This is a genomic window from Mesorhizobium sp. M1428 (assembly GCF_040317515.1).
Lineage (GTDB): Bacteria > Pseudomonadota > Alphaproteobacteria > Rhizobiales > Rhizobiaceae > Mesorhizobium.
This window is the reverse complement of the sequence record NZ_JAMYKT010000012.1, coordinates 1-14,873: the sequence shown is the minus strand read 5'-3', so window position 1 is coordinate 14,873 and position 14,873 is coordinate 1. Positions and strand designations below refer to the sequence as shown.

Annotated in this window: 11 protein-coding genes and 2 pseudogenes; 7 read left to right on the top strand and 6 right to left on the bottom strand. The window is 61.1% G+C overall.

Annotated features, from left to right (window positions below; genetic code table 11):
* Positions 1-151: 151 nt before the first annotated feature.
* The 3 genes from NKG60_RS18085 to NKG60_RS18075 all read left to right on the top strand — a co-directional run bounded on the left by NKG60_RS18085 (position 152) and on the right by NKG60_RS18075 (position 5,163).
* On the top strand, positions 152-1,525 hold the full coding sequence (locus NKG60_RS18085) for a cytochrome ubiquinol oxidase subunit I (RefSeq protein WP_352665147.1): 1,374 nt from the start codon (positions 152-154) through the stop codon (positions 1,523-1,525).
* Positions 1,522-2,526, top strand: coding sequence for a cytochrome d ubiquinol oxidase subunit II (locus NKG60_RS18080; protein WP_352868474.1), 1,005 nt, complete (start codon positions 1,522-1,524; stop codon positions 2,524-2,526). The genes NKG60_RS18085 and NKG60_RS18080 overlap by 4 nt, the downstream gene beginning before the upstream one ends.
* A 102-nt stretch (positions 2,527-2,628) precedes the next feature.
* The gene (locus NKG60_RS18075) at positions 2,629-5,163 is read left to right on the top strand and encodes a mechanosensitive ion channel family protein (protein WP_352868476.1); all 2,535 of its coding nucleotides are present in this window, start codon (positions 2,629-2,631) and stop codon (positions 5,161-5,163) included.
* 229 nt (positions 5,164-5,392) lie between these two features.
* Here the strand turns inward: NKG60_RS18075 and msrA are convergent, their stop codons facing one another.
* The 4 genes from msrA to NKG60_RS18055 form a co-directional block, all read right to left on the bottom strand.
* Positions 5,393-6,121 carry a peptide-methionine (S)-S-oxide reductase MsrA gene (gene msrA, locus NKG60_RS18070; RefSeq protein ID WP_352868479.1) on the bottom strand — a complete coding sequence of 243 codons (729 nt, stop codon included), beginning with the start codon at positions 6,119-6,121 and terminating at the stop codon, positions 5,393-5,395.
* Between the two features lie 77 nt (positions 6,122-6,198).
* On the bottom strand, positions 6,199-6,498 hold the full coding sequence (locus NKG60_RS18065) for a hypothetical protein (RefSeq protein WP_352868482.1): 300 nt from the start codon (positions 6,496-6,498) through the stop codon (positions 6,199-6,201).
* A 77-nt stretch (positions 6,499-6,575) separates the two neighbouring features.
* Positions 6,576-7,286, bottom strand: a complete 711-nt coding sequence (locus tag NKG60_RS18060) for a DUF1223 domain-containing protein (protein ID WP_352868485.1) — start codon at positions 7,284-7,286, stop codon at positions 6,576-6,578.
* A 173-nt stretch (positions 7,287-7,459) separates the two neighbouring features.
* Positions 7,460-8,545, bottom strand: a complete 1,086-nt coding sequence (locus NKG60_RS18055; protein WP_352868488.1) for a TadE/TadG family type IV pilus assembly protein — start codon at positions 8,543-8,545, stop codon at positions 7,460-7,462.
* A gap of 158 nt (positions 8,546-8,703) precedes the next feature.
* Here NKG60_RS18055 and lepA point away from each other — a divergent pair, with 158 nt between their 5' ends.
* The 3 genes from lepA to NKG60_RS18040 all read left to right on the top strand — a co-directional run bounded on the left by lepA (position 8,704) and on the right by NKG60_RS18040 (position 12,483).
* Positions 8,704-10,509, top strand: a complete 1,806-nt coding sequence (gene lepA, locus NKG60_RS18050; RefSeq protein WP_352593269.1) for a translation elongation factor 4 — start codon at positions 8,704-8,706, stop codon at positions 10,507-10,509.
* A gap of 256 nt (positions 10,510-10,765) precedes the next feature.
* Positions 10,766-11,935, top strand: a complete 1,170-nt coding sequence (locus NKG60_RS18045) for a GmrSD restriction endonuclease domain-containing protein (protein WP_352868491.1) — start codon at positions 10,766-10,768, stop codon at positions 11,933-11,935.
* Positions 11,936-12,027: 92 nt separating this feature from the next.
* The gene (locus tag NKG60_RS18040) at positions 12,028-12,483 is read left to right on the top strand and encodes a HEPN domain-containing protein (RefSeq protein ID WP_352868494.1); all 456 of its coding nucleotides are present in this window, start codon (positions 12,028-12,030) and stop codon (positions 12,481-12,483) included.
* 53 nt (positions 12,484-12,536) lie between these two features.
* Here the strand turns inward: NKG60_RS18040 and NKG60_RS18035 are convergent.
* Positions 12,537-12,828: pseudogene (locus NKG60_RS18035) on the bottom strand (integrase core domain-containing protein); the annotation flags it as partial.
* 245 nt (positions 12,829-13,073) lie between these two features.
* Between NKG60_RS18035 and NKG60_RS18030 the strand changes: the two are divergent.
* A complete protein-coding gene (locus tag NKG60_RS18030; protein ID WP_352778910.1) occupies positions 13,074-14,297 on the top strand; it encodes an IS110 family RNA-guided transposase in 1,224 nt (407 codons plus the stop codon).
* Between the two features lie 13 nt (positions 14,298-14,310).
* On the opposite strand, the pseudogene NKG60_RS18025 reads toward NKG60_RS18030, so the two are convergent.
* Positions 14,311-14,873, bottom strand: a pseudogene (locus tag NKG60_RS18025) (DDE-type integrase/transposase/recombinase); the annotation flags it as partial.

Sequence of the window (14,873 nt, the reverse complement as noted above, 5' to 3'; positions counted from 1 at the left end):
AATAGGCAACACCTGCCCGGTCGTCCAGCCAAATTCCATGCAAAAGCAGATTAACCGGCACTGCGGCGTTCCGCCTCGCGGCGGGACGCCGCTTTGACCGTCCGGTGCATCAAGCCTATCCTTCAACAAACAAGCAGCAGCCGGAGCCGCCATGGACCCGCTCATTCTGTCGCGCATTCAGTTCGGCGCGAACATCTCGTTCCACATCCTGTTCCCGGCGATTACCATAGCGCTCGGCTGGGTGCTGCTTTTCTTCAAGCTCCGCTACAACGCGACAAACGATTCAGCCTGGATGCGCGCTTATTTCACCTGGGTTAAGGTATTCGCACTGTCCTTCGCCATGGGCGTGGTTTCCGGCGTCACTATGAGTTTTCAGTTCGGCACCAACTGGCCGGGCTACATGGAGACGGTCGGCAACATCGCCGGCCCGCTGCTGGCCTACGAGATCCTGACCGCCTTTTTCCTCGAGGCGGCGTTCCTCGGCATCATGCTGTTCGGCTTCCGCCGCGTCTCGAACCGCGTCCATACACTGGCGACGGTGCTGGTGGCCGGCGGCACCACCTTGTCCGCCTTCTGGATCATCGCACTCAATTCGTGGATGCAGACGCCGGCCGGCTTCGAAATGCGCGATGGTGTGGCGCACGCCACCGACTGGTGGGCCGTTGTCTTCAATCCATCCATGCCCTACCGGCTCGTCCATATGCTACTTGCTTCGGGGCTGACCGTCTCGTTCCTGATCGCCGGCCTGTCGGCGCTGCGCTATCTCTACGGCGATCGCTCGGAATCGATGTGGAAGGCCTTGCGCACCGGCGTCTTCACCGCCGCGATCCTGATCCCGATCCAGATCTTTGCCGGCGACCAGCACGGCCTCAACACGCTGGAACACCAGCCGCAGAAGATCGCCGCGATGGAGGCCAACTGGAACACCGGTCCCAACGTGCCGCTGGTGCTGTTTGCGCTTCCCGACGAAGCGGCCAGGGAAAACAGGTTCGAGCTCACCATTCCCGATGGCGCCAGCCTTATCCTCAGGCACAGCGCCGGCGGCGTCGTGCCTGGGCTGAACGATTATGCCGGCAACCATCCCCCGGTATTTCCGGTGTTCTGGGGCTTTCGCATCATGGTCGGCACCGGGCTCCTGATGCTCGCTGTCTCCTGGTCGGCAGCCTTCTTCCTCAAGCGCCGCCACAGCCTGCCTAAGCCGCTGGCGCTGGTGATGGTGCCGATGGCGCTGTCCGGCTGGCTGGCGACGCTGGCCGGCTGGTACACCACCGAGATCGGCCGCCAGCCCTGGCTGGTCACCGGCGTACTGCGTACCGCCGATGCTGTCGGCCCGGTCGCCGGCAGCCATGTCGCGCTGTCGCTCGCGGTCTATCTCATCCTCTATGTGCTGCTCTTGATCGCATATCTCGGCGTGCTGGTGCATCTGGCATTGAAGGCGGCGAAGGATGGTGACACCTCGCCGCTGCCGGGCGTCATGAACAGGCCGCTGTCGCAGCCGGTTGCGCAACCGGGAGAAACATCATGAGCTTCGACTGGCCGACCCTGCTGCCTCTGATCTTTGCCGGGCTGATGGGCCTCGCCATCCTGATCTACGTCATCCTCGACGGTTTCGATCTCGGCATCGGCATCCTGTTCGCCGCAGCCGAAGACACCGAACAGGATACGATGATCGCCGCCATCGGCCCGTTCTGGGACGCCAACGAGACCTGGCTGGTGCTGGCGGTCGGCCTGCTGCTGGTCGCCTTCCCGTTGGCGCATGGCACCATTCTGACGGCGCTCTACATTCCGGTCTTCGTGCTGCTGGTCGGCTTGATCCTGCGCGGCGTCGCCTTCGATTTCCGCGCCAAGGTGCCGGCCGGCAGGAAGCACCGCTGGAACCGCATCTTCTTCCTCGGCTCGGTCATCGCGTCGCTGGCGCAAGGTTACATGCTCGGCGTCTATGTGCTCGGCCTCGACGTCGGCCCTGGCGGCATCGCTTTCGGCGCGTTGGTGGCACTTTGCCTTGCCGCCGCCTATGCGGCGATGGGCGCGGCCTGGGTCATCTACAAGACGGAAGGCGATCTGCAGAGGAAGGCGGTGCTGTGGCTGCGCACGGCGCTGGTGCTGACCGCGCTCGGCATGGTCGCGGTATCGCTGGCCACGCCCTTTGCCAGCGCGCGCATCTTCGACAAATGGTTCGTCTGGCCGGCCATGCTCTATCTGTCGCCGCTGCCGATCCTGTCGGCAGTGCTGTTCCTGTGGCTATGGCGCCAGACCTTCCATCTGCCGAAACCCGGCGACCGCCACGCGCTGCTCCCGTTCCTGACATTGGCCGCGATCTTCACGCTCGGCTTTGCCGGCCTCGCCTGGTCGTTCTACCCCTTCGTGGTGCCCGACCGGCTGACCATCTGGCAGGCTGCTTCGGCACCCGAAAGCCTGGCCGTCATCCTGGTCGGGACGGTCGTCGTGCTGCCGATCATCATCTTCTATTCGTTCTTTGCCTACCGGGTGTTCGCCGGCAAGGCGACGGATCTGACCTATGACTGACCGGCATCGCCGTCGCCACCTGAAACAGAATATTCATCTTCAAGCGGAATAACCTTCTCTGGCCGGCCCAGCAGAATCGCCGGCAAGAAGAAGGGCAACAGAATGAACCCCTTTTCTGCGGCAGCACAGGATCGGCTGCTGCTTTTGCTGATCCGGACGGTCGCGCTGATCGGCGCACTCGCGCTTGCCGGACTGCTGCCGGCCATGCCGCAGGCGCACGCCCAAGACGCGGCCAACTGGGCGGGCGTGTGGGACACGAAGTGGCGCGGCGGCGGCGCCCAGATCAAGTTCGAGCAGACCGGCACTGACGTAAAGGGCGTCTACCCGCTTTACAACGGCCGCATCGAGGCCAAGGCCGAAGGCGACAAGCTTGTCGGCCACTGGTTCGAAGGCGACCGCCAGGGCGCTTTCACCTTCGTCCAGTCGCCCGACGGCGGCAGCTTCATGGGCCGTTTCGATGCCGCCACCGCCGAATGGTGGACAGGGGTGCGTGTCAGCGCCGTCGAGGACGTCCGTGTCGACCAGTCGAGCCCGATGAGCACCATGCGCTCGTTCCTGCAGACGATGAACGAGAGCGGCGCCGACAACGTGCCGCGCGCCACCGGCGGCGGCATGGGTCTTGCCGGTCTGGCAGCAGGTCTCGTCGACGTCACCGAGGCCGACCGCGGCGGCCTCAACATGCCCGATTACACCAAGCTTCTGTTCACCGTCATCGACAACGCGACGTTCCGTCTGTGGAGCCTGCCGCATGATGCGATTTCCGGAGACGAGGTGACGGCGACGCTGCCGCAATACGGCACCAGGGTCTCCTTCGCCGTCACTTTTCGCCGCAAGCATGGCGACTGGTTCATCGTCGGGCCGCCACTTGCCCGGCTCCAGGCCAAGCTCGCCGAATTCCAGGAAGCGCGTGGCGAAGCCGTCGACATGGTCGACGATCCGAGCAAGCTTGCCTCGCCGCGCGATACGTTCAAGGTACTGTTGAGCGGCCTCACCGAAGCCGGCGACCCGGCACAAGCGGCGCTCGACCTGCGCAACTACAGTCAGGCCGTGCGCGGCGACGAGGCGTTCCTGCTCGAGCGCTATCTCAAAAAGGTCATCGACCGCATCGGCTATGTCTATTGGCAGGAGATCCCCGACGATCCGAAGAGCAACACCCCCTTCGTCTATTTCGAGCATCCCGCCGGCAACATCGTCATCGGCCCGGTCGAGACCGAGAAGAGCAAGATCTGGCAGTTTACGCCCGAGACGCTCGCCCACATCCGCGCGCTCTACGCCGACGTCGAAGACGTGCCGGTGGCGCCGGAATTCGCCGCCTTCGCCAGCACCGACCCGTTCTTCATCGCCCGTGGCCTCGCCCGCGAGATCAGCCCCGGCCTGCTCACCCGCGCCGGCCCGATGGAGCACTGGCAATGGTGGATGCTCGGCCTTGCCGCACTGGCCGGTATCGTCTTCGGCTTCATCGCCAATGCGCTGATTTCCTTGTTTGTGCGAAGGACGGACAGCTCGGCCTTCTTCCGCATTGTCGAATGGGCGGTGCGCTCGATCGTGCTTGGCTTCTTCCTGCTGTTGACGCTGCGCCCGCTCGGTCTGCCGCAAGTCGTCGCCGCCCCGGTCAAGGCAATCGCCTGGAGCCTGGTCGTGATCGGCGCCGTGCCGGTGGTCTGGCACCTGATCGGCAAGGTCGCCGACCACTATCGCGGACTGTGGCAGGTGCCCGGCTATCACGACACGCTGATTTCGCTTTCCACCGGTGTCGCGCGCGTCGCCGTGCTGGTCGTCGCCTTCCTGCTGTTGGCCGAAGTGCTCGCCATCCCCTACGAAGGCGTCATTGCCGGTCTCGGCATCGGCGGTCTGGCGGTGGCGCTGGCGGCGCAGCCGACGCTGCAGAACTTCCTCTCCGGCCTGACGCTCTATGCCGACCGGCCGGTCAGCGTCGGCGACTTCTGCAAGTTCGGCGACCAGTCCGGCACGATCGAGCATATCGGCATGCGCTCGACGCGCATCAGGTCGCTCGACCGCACGATCATCTCGGTGCCGAATTCGGATTTTGCCGGCATGCAGATCGAGAACTACGCGCATCGCGACCGCACCCGGTTCGCGACGACGCTGCAGCTGCGCTACGAGACGACGCCCGATCAGATGCGTTACGTCCTGGCCGAGCTGCGCAGGCTGCTGATCGCCCACCCGCGCGTCATCGACGAGCCGTGCCGCGTGCGCTTTGCCGGCTTCGGCGCCTATTCGCTCGACATCGACGTGTTCACTTACGTCAAAACCGCCGACGTGGCCGATTTTCAAGCCATCCGCGAGGACATCCTGTTGTCCATGATCAACATCATGGATGATGCCGGCGCGCAGTTCGCCTTCCCTTCGTCACTGGAATACCGAGCCACCGACCTTCCGGTCGACGACGAAAAACGCATCGCCGCGGAGAAAAGGGTCAGCGATTGGCGCGAGGCGCAAAATCTGCCTTTCCCCGACTTCAGCCAGATCGACAAATTCGCCCTCAACAACACGCTTGCCTACCCGCCTGAGGGCTCGGCGCATTATCGCGAGACGGAGCCCGACCCGGACTCGCCCGAGGCAAAGGCGACGCTGGAGAAAGTGCGCTGGAGCCTGCCCTGGAAAAAGGGGGTGTAGTTTCGAGGCGCTGGCGGGACAGCACCCCCCTCTGGCCTGCCGGCCATCTCCCCCGCAAGGGGGGAGATTAGCAGTTTCAGCGCTCCGCTCGTCCTGAACGTTGGAGATTTGGTGAAGGTCGAGGTGATAGCCAATCTCCCCCCTTGCGGGGGAGATGTCCGGCAGGACAGAGGGGGGTGCGAAGGATCGCCGACGCTTATTCTCCGTCGGGCCCGCAGGCTCCAAAAGCTCAGCTCTTGTTGGCGGCCAGCACCAGAACCGGCTTTTCGCTGTAGAGGTTGGGGAACAGCCGCTTCAGATTCTCGACCTTGGGCAGATCATTGTAGACGATATAGGGATAGGTCGGGTTGAGCGTCAGAAAGTCCTGGTGGTAATCCTCGGCCGGATAGAAGCTCTTGCCGGTCTCCAGCGTCGTCACGATCGGCTTGGGAAACACCTTGGCTTTGTCGAGCTGGGCGATGTAGCTTTCGGCGATCTTTTTCTGCGTGTCGTTTTCGGCAAATATCGTCGAACGGTACTGGGTGCCGCTGTCCGGCCCCTGGTAGTTCAGTTGCGTCGGATTGTGCGCCACCGAGAAATACACCTGCAGCAGCTGGCCGTAGGTCACCTTGGACGGCTCGTAGGTGATCTCGACGGATTCGGCATGACCCGTCCGGCTGGTGCCGACCATTTCATAGACGGCCGTGTCCTTGTCGCCGCCCGCATAGCCGGAGACGGCGCTGGTCACGCCCTTGACGTGCTGGAACACGCCTTGCACACCCCAGAAGCAGCCGCCGGCGAAGACCGCCTTTTCGGTGCCGGCGGTAGCCTTCTCGTCCATTGCCGGCGGCGGGATCACCACCGCGTCTTCGGCCGAGACTGCCGGCGTCTGCCAGAACACGGCGGCGGCGGCCGTGAGGATGAGCGCGGCAAGTGCTGCTTTTGCGAAAATCGACGATCGTTTCACGGCTGCGGTCATGTCTGATCTCCCATGATGCTGGTGTGGATTATACGACGGATAGGTCCGCCGGGCTCTCACTTTGCTGTGCGCATCGCCTATTTGGCCGGAGCCATGGCATCGCAGGCCTTGGTCGCTTCGGCTTTCTTCATGGCGTCCGTCTCGGCGGCTGCCTTGTTCATGCAGTCGGTCGTCATCGGATCTGTCGCCTTCATCGCGGTCGTGGCCATCGCGTCGGCCGGCTTCATGGCGTCCGTTGCCGGCTTCATGGCGTTTGTCGCCATCGCCGGCTTCATCGCATCTTCGGCCCGCGCCGCGCCACCGGCAAACAGCGCCGTCGAGCAAGGTGCGAAGGCGAGTGCCGCCAGGGTCGGGCGATTGGTCAAACGATTGGTCATGATGATCTCCTTGGGTTTGGCCTGTGTTGACGGCATGCGGCGGCGCCGCTGCGCGTTGGGGAAATTCGGCAGGGTTTCTAGTTCGTGGCGGCAGCCAGGATCGGCCCGCCGCGCGGCACCTGCACCAGCACCGCGGTGCTGAGGCCACCCGTCGTCGCCGGCAGCGGCAGCGCGGTGGCGTCGCCGGTCCAACTGCCCAACCTGGTCAGCGAATGCACGACATTGGCGTGCGGCAGCGTGCGGCCGGTGTTTTCGCCGCGCGCCACCGGCACCTCGACGACGCCCTTGCCGTAACGCACCAGCCAGACATCGGCCTTGCCGCCGGGCACCGGACCGGCGCCGATGCTGACCTTCCCGCCGGCGAGCGACAGCGAAGGTCCGTCGGCGTGGCCGCCGCTCGAAATCAGCTGCTCGATCTCGCCCGGCCTGGCGCCGACCGCATCGGCCTTGCCGTTGACCACCACTTGCGGCGTGAACGGGCCGGAACGGCCGAGCGACGGCTCATAGCGGACCTGGCGCTGCGTGAATTCTTCTTTGCCGAATGTGTCCTTCCAGCCGAGATAGTCCCAGTAGGTGACGTTGAAGGACAGCGCCAGCACGCCGGGCCGGTCCTTGACCTTGATCAGATTGGCGTTGGCCGGCGGGCAGGACGAGCAGCCCTGGCTGGTGAACAGCTCGACTACGGTCAGCGTCTGGCCGGCAGCCGCGCTGGTTGCCGACAGCACAGTCGCCGAAAACAGTACCGCGGCGAGCCCCATCAGGGCTGTGCTGCGTTTCGATCCGGTCATCGCTGTTCTCCTGTGCGGTTCCATGTCCACACTTCGCCGCCGACGCACGGTTCGTTACAGCATCACCGCTTCGTGATTGAGGAGAAGTCCACGTTTTTCGTCTCAGGACAGTAGCGCGGGCCGAGGCGACATCCGATCCCGCCCACACGGGGGGAGATCGGCACGCGGCCCGGCTATTGTGTAAGCACGGTTTCCGAAGGCCGCTTGTTGAAGGCGCACTTGCCGGTCACGAAATAGGAAAAATCGGCGTCGTCTATGGTGTTATTGGTAAGGGACCCGCCGTCTTCCCACGCTTGACTGCTGGTGATGCCGCAGGGCACGGCCGTAAAGATGTCGACAGTCGTATTGGCTAGCGTCTTGACCTTGTCGATGAACAATCGGTCGGAAGTGACCGGGTCGTCCGATCGCAGGGTTGTTTTCGTGCCCGTCTCCAGATAGCCGCCGCCAAGACCGGGATTGGGATTCGGAATCTTCATCTCCAGAGACAGGTTATCCATGTCCTTCACGTCGATCACCGCACCGGCGCCGGTCGCGGGATACATCGTGTTGACGCAGGTGGTTGCGTATTTCCTGGTGCCGCTGATCTGAGTGATTGTGCCGGTGGGCAAGCCGTAGAAGCTGAGCACCGTGGTGGTCGTGCATACTTGTTTCTGGACCAGCGTCTCCGTCGTTCCATTGATCGTGTACACAGAGGAGGTTCCGTAGCCTTTCGGATCGCCAAACCTGTTGTAGGCGTAGGAGATCCTCATCAGCTTGTTGGCCACAGTGTCCCCGGATTTCGTGCCGTAGAGCGTCACCGTCTTGTCCCACCAGCCCGAGATCTTGTCGACCTTGAACGTAGCCTCCACCAATGCCGGCCTCTTGGTCACTCCCGACGCGACGCCGACCTGCACCGTGTTGATCTTGACGATCTGCATGAAACTCGTCGCCATGGCAAAGCCGGCCGAAGCCTTGATGCTGGCGGCGCCGTCGGCGGCGACGACGAAGCTGTCGAGCTTGGCCGTGCCTTGCCCGCCATTGGCCAGGTATGCCTCCTGCAGTTTCACCTGGCGGTCCGCCAATGACGTGTCTGTAGCAAGCGTCGTGATCGACAGCGATGCTGCATCGAGGGCGTTCTGCATCGATGCCCTGGTTGAAACCGCCGAGGTATAGTCGATGGAAAAACCCAATGCGGCAACCATCGGGATAAGCAGGATGGCGAGCATCGGCGCGAACGAGCCGCTCACCGATCTGAGAAATTTGCGTGCTGACAGCGGCATTCCGACCCCCCGAAACGGCGATAGACCGGTGGGCTATCACGTCGGGCGCGAACTATGCTCTAATCTCATGGATCAAAGTTTAACGACTTTGCCTCGCCGCCGTCGCACCCGCGCTCCGCCGCTTGCCGATATACCGTGCCCCTGCTAAAGCGCGCCGCATGACCACGCCGATCAAGAACATCCGCAACTTCTCCATCGTTGCCCATATCGACCATGGCAAATCCACGCTTGCCGACCGGCTGATCCAGTCGACCGGCGGGCTGGAGCTGCGCGACATGAAGGAGCAGGTGCTGGACTCGATGGACATCGAGCGCGAGCGCGGCATCACCATCAAGGCGCAGACGGTGCGGTTGAAGTACCACGCCAACAATGGGCAGGACTATATCCTCAACCTGATCGACACGCCCGGCCATGTCGACTTCGCCTATGAAGTGTCGCGCTCGCTGGCTGCCTGCGAGGGCTCCCTGCTGGTCGTCGACGCCTCGCAAGGCGTCGAGGCGCAGACACTGGCCAATGTCTACCAGGCGATCGATAACAACCACGAGATCGTCGTGGTGCTGAACAAGGTCGACCTGCCCGCCGCCGAGCCCGAGCGCATCCGCGAGCAGGTCGAGGAGGTGATCGGCATCGACGCCTCAAACGCCGTGCTGATCTCGGCCAAGACCGGGCTCGGTATTCCCGACGTGCTGGAGGCGATCGTCAACGATCTGCCGCCGCCGCGCGAAGGCGACATCACGGCCCCGCTGAAGGCGATGCTGGTCGATAGCTGGTACGACGCCTATCTCGGCGTCATCGTGCTGGTCCGCATCATCGACGGCGTGCTGAAGAAGGGCCAGACCATCCGCATGATGGGCACCGGCGCCAGATACCTGGTCGAGCGCACCGGCGTCTTCACGCCCGCCCGCATCAATGTCGACGAGCTCGGCCCCGGCGAGTTCGGTTTCTTCACCGGCTCGATCAAGGAAGTCGCCGACACCCGCGTCGGCGACACCATCACCGAGGACAAGCGCCCGACGGCACAAGCCCTGCCCGGCTTCAAGCCGGCGCAGCCGGTGGTGTTCTGCGGCCTGTTCCCGGTTGACGCCGCCGATTTCGAGGATCTGCGCGCCGCCGTCGGCAAGCTGCGCCTCAACGACGCGTCTTTCTCCTTCGAAATGGAAACCAGTGCCGCACTCGGCTTCGGCTACCGCTGCGGCTTCCTCGGCCTGCTGCATCTCGAAATCATCCAGGAGCGGCTGGAGCGCGAGTTCAACCTCGACCTCATCGCCACCGCGCCGAGCGTCGTCTACCGCCTGCTGTTGAATGACGGCACGGTCAAGGAACTGCACAACCCGGCCGACATGCCCGACGTGGTCAAGATATCGGCCATCGAGGAGCCGTGGATCCGCGCCACCATCCTGACCCCCGACGACTATCTCGGCGGCATCCTGAAGCTCTGCCAGGACCGGCGCGGCATCCAGGCCGACCTCTCCTATGTCGGCAAACGCGCCATGCTGATCTACGATTTGCCGCTCAACGAGGTGGTCTTCGACTTTTACGACCGGCTGAAGTCGATCTCCAAGGGCTACGCGTCCTTCGACTATCACCTCACCGACTACAAGGAAGGCGACCTGGTCAAGATGTCGATCCTGGTCAACGAGGAGCCGGTCGACGCGCTGTCGATGCTGGTTCACCGCACGGCGGCGGAAAAGCGCGGCCGCCAGATGTGCGAGAAGCTGAAGGAGCTGATCCCGCACCACCTGTTCAAGATCCCGATCCAGGCGGCGATCGGCGGCAAGGTCATCGCCCGCGAGACGATCTCGGCGCTGCGCAAGGACGTCACCGCCAAATGTTACGGCGGCGACGTCTCGCGCAAGCGCAAGCTGCTCGACAAGCAGAAAGAGGGCAAGAAGCGGATGCGGCAATTCGGGAAAGTGGATATCCCGCAAGAGGCGTTTATTCAGGCGCTGAAGATGGGCGATTGAAGAGGCTGCTGCGCGATATTCTGATGCTTTTTGCCGCCGACTCTAACTCATACAGGAGTGGTCTGAGGGCTGGCTTGTCTAAGGCAGCTTCAGCATTGAGGGTCAAATATCGGATCAAAGTTGCGATAGTTAATGGATCTGTGGCTGATTAGCTCGGGTGTATATTCCCTAACTCTTGTTGAATTGAGACCTTTGACGCCTCGTTGAGATTTGTGATTAATGGACACGACGCGCTTCGCGCGATTTGGAGATTTGAATGTCCGACGACACAGACTCTTGGTTTGACGACTATGCCGATGATGCAGACGAGGGCCAAGTCGACGAATACGACATTACGGCCACCCCGAACGACTTCAATGTATTAACGCTTTACAGCTTCATCGAAGCCGGCGCCGTTCGTATACCGGGTTTCCAACGAAACTATGTATGGGACCGAACGAGGGCGTCAAAACTTATTGAGTCCTTGATAATCGGTATACCTGTTCCTCAGTTATTTCTTTATGAACAATCTAGAAATAAGTTTCTAGTGATAGACGGTCAACAGCGGCTAATGTCAATTTATTATTTCATGAAGCGACGCTTCCCAAGAACAGATAAGAGGATCGAACTTAGGGCGATATTCGATTTACATGGTCGGATACCTGATGAGATACTTCATGACGATGCATATTTCGAGGATTTCAAACTGAAGCTTACGGGCCGACTCCCAAACGAGTCCAACAAGTTCCACGGGCTGAACTATTCGACGCTCGGTGAATATAAGACGCAATTGGATCTTCGTCCCATTAGAAATATTGTTGTGAGACAAAACTCCCCCGAAGACGACGACTCGGCTATTTATGAAGTTTTCAATAGGCTTAATACCGGCGGGGTTAATCTAAGGCCGCAAGAGATTCGCACCAGTATGTACCATTCCAATTTCTACGATATGCTATACAGAATAAATCAAGATAAGAAATGGAGGGAATTCCTAGGAAATACCGAGCCAGATCTACATATGAAGGATATAGAGATTCTTCTACGGGGATTCGCGATGTTGATCGATGGGGACAAATATGCTCCATCTTTAGTTAGATTTCTAAATCACTTTTCTAGGATGTGCGAGAGCCATACGAAAGAGCAAAATTCGTATTTGGAGGCTTTGTTCCACTCTTTCCTGAAGGCGTGCGCAGAACTTCAAATGGATGCGTTCACCAATCCCCGAAATGGGAGATTTAATATTGCGCTGTTTGAAGCGGTGTTCACGGCAGCTTGCTCAACGGCCTTCAAAGAGAGAAGGAAGGTTAAGGGCGTCATAAATCCAAGCGAAGTCACGTCACTTGAGAAAGACAAGGATTTCGTTCTCGCTTCACTAGAAGGAACAACGAGAACCTCCAATGTTGAAACTAGAATTTCAAAGGCGAGGGAAATAATTTCATCCCTTTGATGAGGCGATCAGGTGGGGGTCGTAGATACTATATATGAGGAATTTGTCGCGACCTATGACGTCCTAGGTCGAGCTGTTCTCTTCAGAATAGCTTGGACGGCAATTCGAGAAAATCGATACTGCTAAGCGCGGCGAGCTATTTCGAAAACGCGCTCGCCAACATAGTGGAAGAGTTTGCAAGGAATAGCAGCGCAAACACGATGGTTGGCGACTTGATTAAAGCCCGAGTTATAAGCCGGCAATACCACACGTGGTTTGATTGGGATAAAAATAACGCGAACAAATTTTATCAAATGTTTGGAGACGTCTTTAGGGAACATATGACGTCTTTGGTGAGAAACCGCGTCCAGTTTGATGAGGCTGCGAAGGCATTTCTTGAGATCGGCCGAGATAGAAACCGGTTGGTGCATCAGGATTTTGGAAGCTTCACCGTCGAAAAAACGACTAGTGAGATTTATGACCAATACAAAAAGGCGAGAGGCTTCGTTGAGATGGTCGAAAGGGAGCTAGATTATTGTTGCTCTAAAGCTACGACGAGGGGGTTGTAGTCCCCCTTGTAGCTTGCTTCTCTAGACAGCTATGGTGACGTTGCCCCCAGTTTCTATCCAGTTTTGAGTTCGTTTCCGGCATGGGTTGTGCCCTGCTGGGCGGGTGAAGCGACGGGCGCTGGCGCGGAGCCTTTGGCACAGAGCAGCGCGAGCGACCGTCGTAGATTGAAGGTGGTGGCGAACTCGGCGGGTGTCTGCCAGGCGATTTGGGAATGCGGCCGCCGCGGTGTTGTAGTCGGCGCGCCACAGGGCGATGGCGACGCGTGCCTGAGCCAGCGAAGTAAACAGCGTCTCGTTGAGCAGTTCATCGCGCAGTCGGCCGTTAAAGCTCTCCATGAAGCCATTATCCGGCATGATGTTCTTGGTGCCATCGTTTGTTCGGTACGTCAGGTTCGTTAAGCTTGGCGCATCCGGGCCACGGGGCACCGGGAGCACGCAAGTGCGGGCAGGCCGTCGTATGCAGATGAACTGCGAGTTCGAGCACATTATCTGGCCGCCCCTACGACTCGCCCGGATGCGCTGCGAGCGCGGATCCGTATTTGTCGTGTTGCCCGCTCGCTCCCTGTTCGTGACCAACGATGGAGGGAACCGTGCGTATTATCGGCATGGACATACACCGCGTAGCCGCCGAGGTCGTGTCGTTGCTTGATGGCAAGATCGTCAAGCTCGGCCGCGTTCAAATGCTGCGCAATAAGCTCGAGGAGTTCGCCAGGAAGGAACTCACCCACGATGATCATGTGGTGATCGAGGCTACGGGCAATGCTGCTGCCGTCGCTGAAGTGCTGTCGCCCTACGTCGATCGGATCGTGATCGCCAATCCCAAGCAGGTGCACATGATCGCGCACGCGAAGGTGAAGACTGACACGATCGACGCCACTGTCCTTGCGAAGCTCTACGCCTCGGGCTTTCTGCCGGAGGTCTGGGTTCCGGATCCGGGGACCCTTGCCCTCCGAAGACAGGTCACCAGGCGGACACAGCTGGTTCGCCAGCGTTCGCGGCTGAAGAACCTGATCCAGTCAATCCTCCACGCCCACCTGATCCCGCCGTGTCCGCATGGGAACCTCATCGGGATCAGCGGGCGCAAATGGCTGACGAGGCAAATATTGCCTGCGGATGAGCGCGCCGCCATCCAGCGCCACCTCGGCTTGATTAACCAGATCAACGAGGCGTTGACGGTGGTCGAGGCGGATATCGCCGTACATGCCCTCCCGGATCCGACAATCCGCCGCCTGATGACGTTACCCGGCCTCGACGTCACCGTGGCTGCGAGCGTTGCCGCGGCAATCGGCGACATACGGCGCTTCAGCGATCCACAGAAGCTCGTTGCCTATCTTGGCCTCAATCCGAGCGTGCGGCAGTCCGGTGAGGGGCCAGCCTATCACGGGCGCATCACGAAGCAGGGCCGCGGCCATGCGCGGGGGATGCTGGTCGAGGCGGCATGGGCGGCTGTGCGATCGCCAGGACCTCTTCGCGCCTTCCACAAGCGGATCGCCTCGCGCCGCGGGAAGCACATCGCGGCCGTCGCCACTGCGCGCAAGCTTGCAATGATCATCTGGCACATGCTGAGCAAGGATACCGACTACATCTGGGCCCGGCCGGCCTTGCTCGCCCGCAAGTTCAGATCGGTCGAGCTGCGTGCCGGCCTTCCGACCAGCCATGCCAGACGCGGCACCGCCTTCGACTACAACATCCCGGCCAAGCGCGCCGAAGAACGATCCCGCGTCGAGAAGGCGGAAGCTGCCTATGCAGCAGCGACTTCCCGATGGCGAACGAGGCCGGAAAGGCAGAAGGCTGTGGAAAAAGCCGCCGAATGAGAAGAACGGGCTATTCTACAACATCCGTCTGCATCGGCTTGCCGGGCGCAATGTAATGCCATTCGACGCGGTTCTGATCCGCCCAGGAGAGGATGGCGTTCGAGGTGAACTCGCTGCCATTGTCGCTGACGATCATCCTCGGCCGGCCGCGCTCGGTGATGAGCCGGTCCAATTCGCGGGCAACCCGCATGCCCGAGAGAGACGTATCAATGATGAGTGCCAGGCACTCTCTCGTGCAGTCGTCGACGACGGCCATGATGCGGAAGCGGCGCCCGTCGGTGAGCTGGTCCGATACGAAGTCAAGCGACCAGCGCTCGTCGGGCCTCAGCGGCACCAGCATCGGCGCCCTGGTCCCGATCGCCCGTTTGCGGCCGCCACGGCGGCGAACGGCGAGCTTCTCCTCCCGATAGAGCCGGAACAGCTTCTTGTGGTTCACGACCAGGCCCTCCCGCCTCAGCATCACGAGAAGACGCCGGTAGCCGAACCGGCGTCGCTCCTGCGCGATCGCCTTCATCCGCTCGCGAACCTCGCGGTCGTCCGGCCTGCTGGTCTCGTAGCGAACCGTCATGCGGCAAC

Excerpts from the sequence above, each read along its gene's own strand:
- NKG60_RS18065 (WP_352868482.1), bottom strand. The coding sequence starts at position 6,498 with ATGACCAATCGTTTGACCAATCGCCCGACCCTGGCGGCACTCGCCTTC.
- NKG60_RS18045 (WP_352868491.1), top strand. The coding sequence starts at position 10,766 with ATGTCCGACGACACAGACTCTTGGTTTGACGACTATGCCGATGATGCA.
- lepA (WP_352593269.1), top strand. The coding sequence starts at position 8,704 with ATGACCACGCCGATCAAGAACATCCGCAACTTCTCCATCGTTGCCCAT.
- NKG60_RS18055 (WP_352868488.1), bottom strand. The coding sequence starts at position 8,545 with ATGCCGCTGTCAGCACGCAAATTTCTCAGATCGGTGAGCGGCTCGTTC.
- NKG60_RS18085 (WP_352665147.1), top strand. The coding sequence starts at position 152 with ATGGACCCGCTCATTCTGTCGCGCATTCAGTTCGGCGCGAACATCTCG.
- NKG60_RS18075 (WP_352868476.1), top strand. The coding sequence starts at position 2,629 with ATGAACCCCTTTTCTGCGGCAGCACAGGATCGGCTGCTGCTTTTGCTG.
- msrA (WP_352868479.1), bottom strand. The coding sequence starts at position 6,121 with ATGACCGCAGCCGTGAAACGATCGTCGATTTTCGCAAAAGCAGCACTT.
- NKG60_RS18060 (WP_352868485.1), bottom strand. The coding sequence starts at position 7,286 with ATGACCGGATCGAAACGCAGCACAGCCCTGATGGGGCTCGCCGCGGTA.
- NKG60_RS18080 (WP_352868474.1), top strand. The coding sequence starts at position 1,522 with ATGAGCTTCGACTGGCCGACCCTGCTGCCTCTGATCTTTGCCGGGCTG.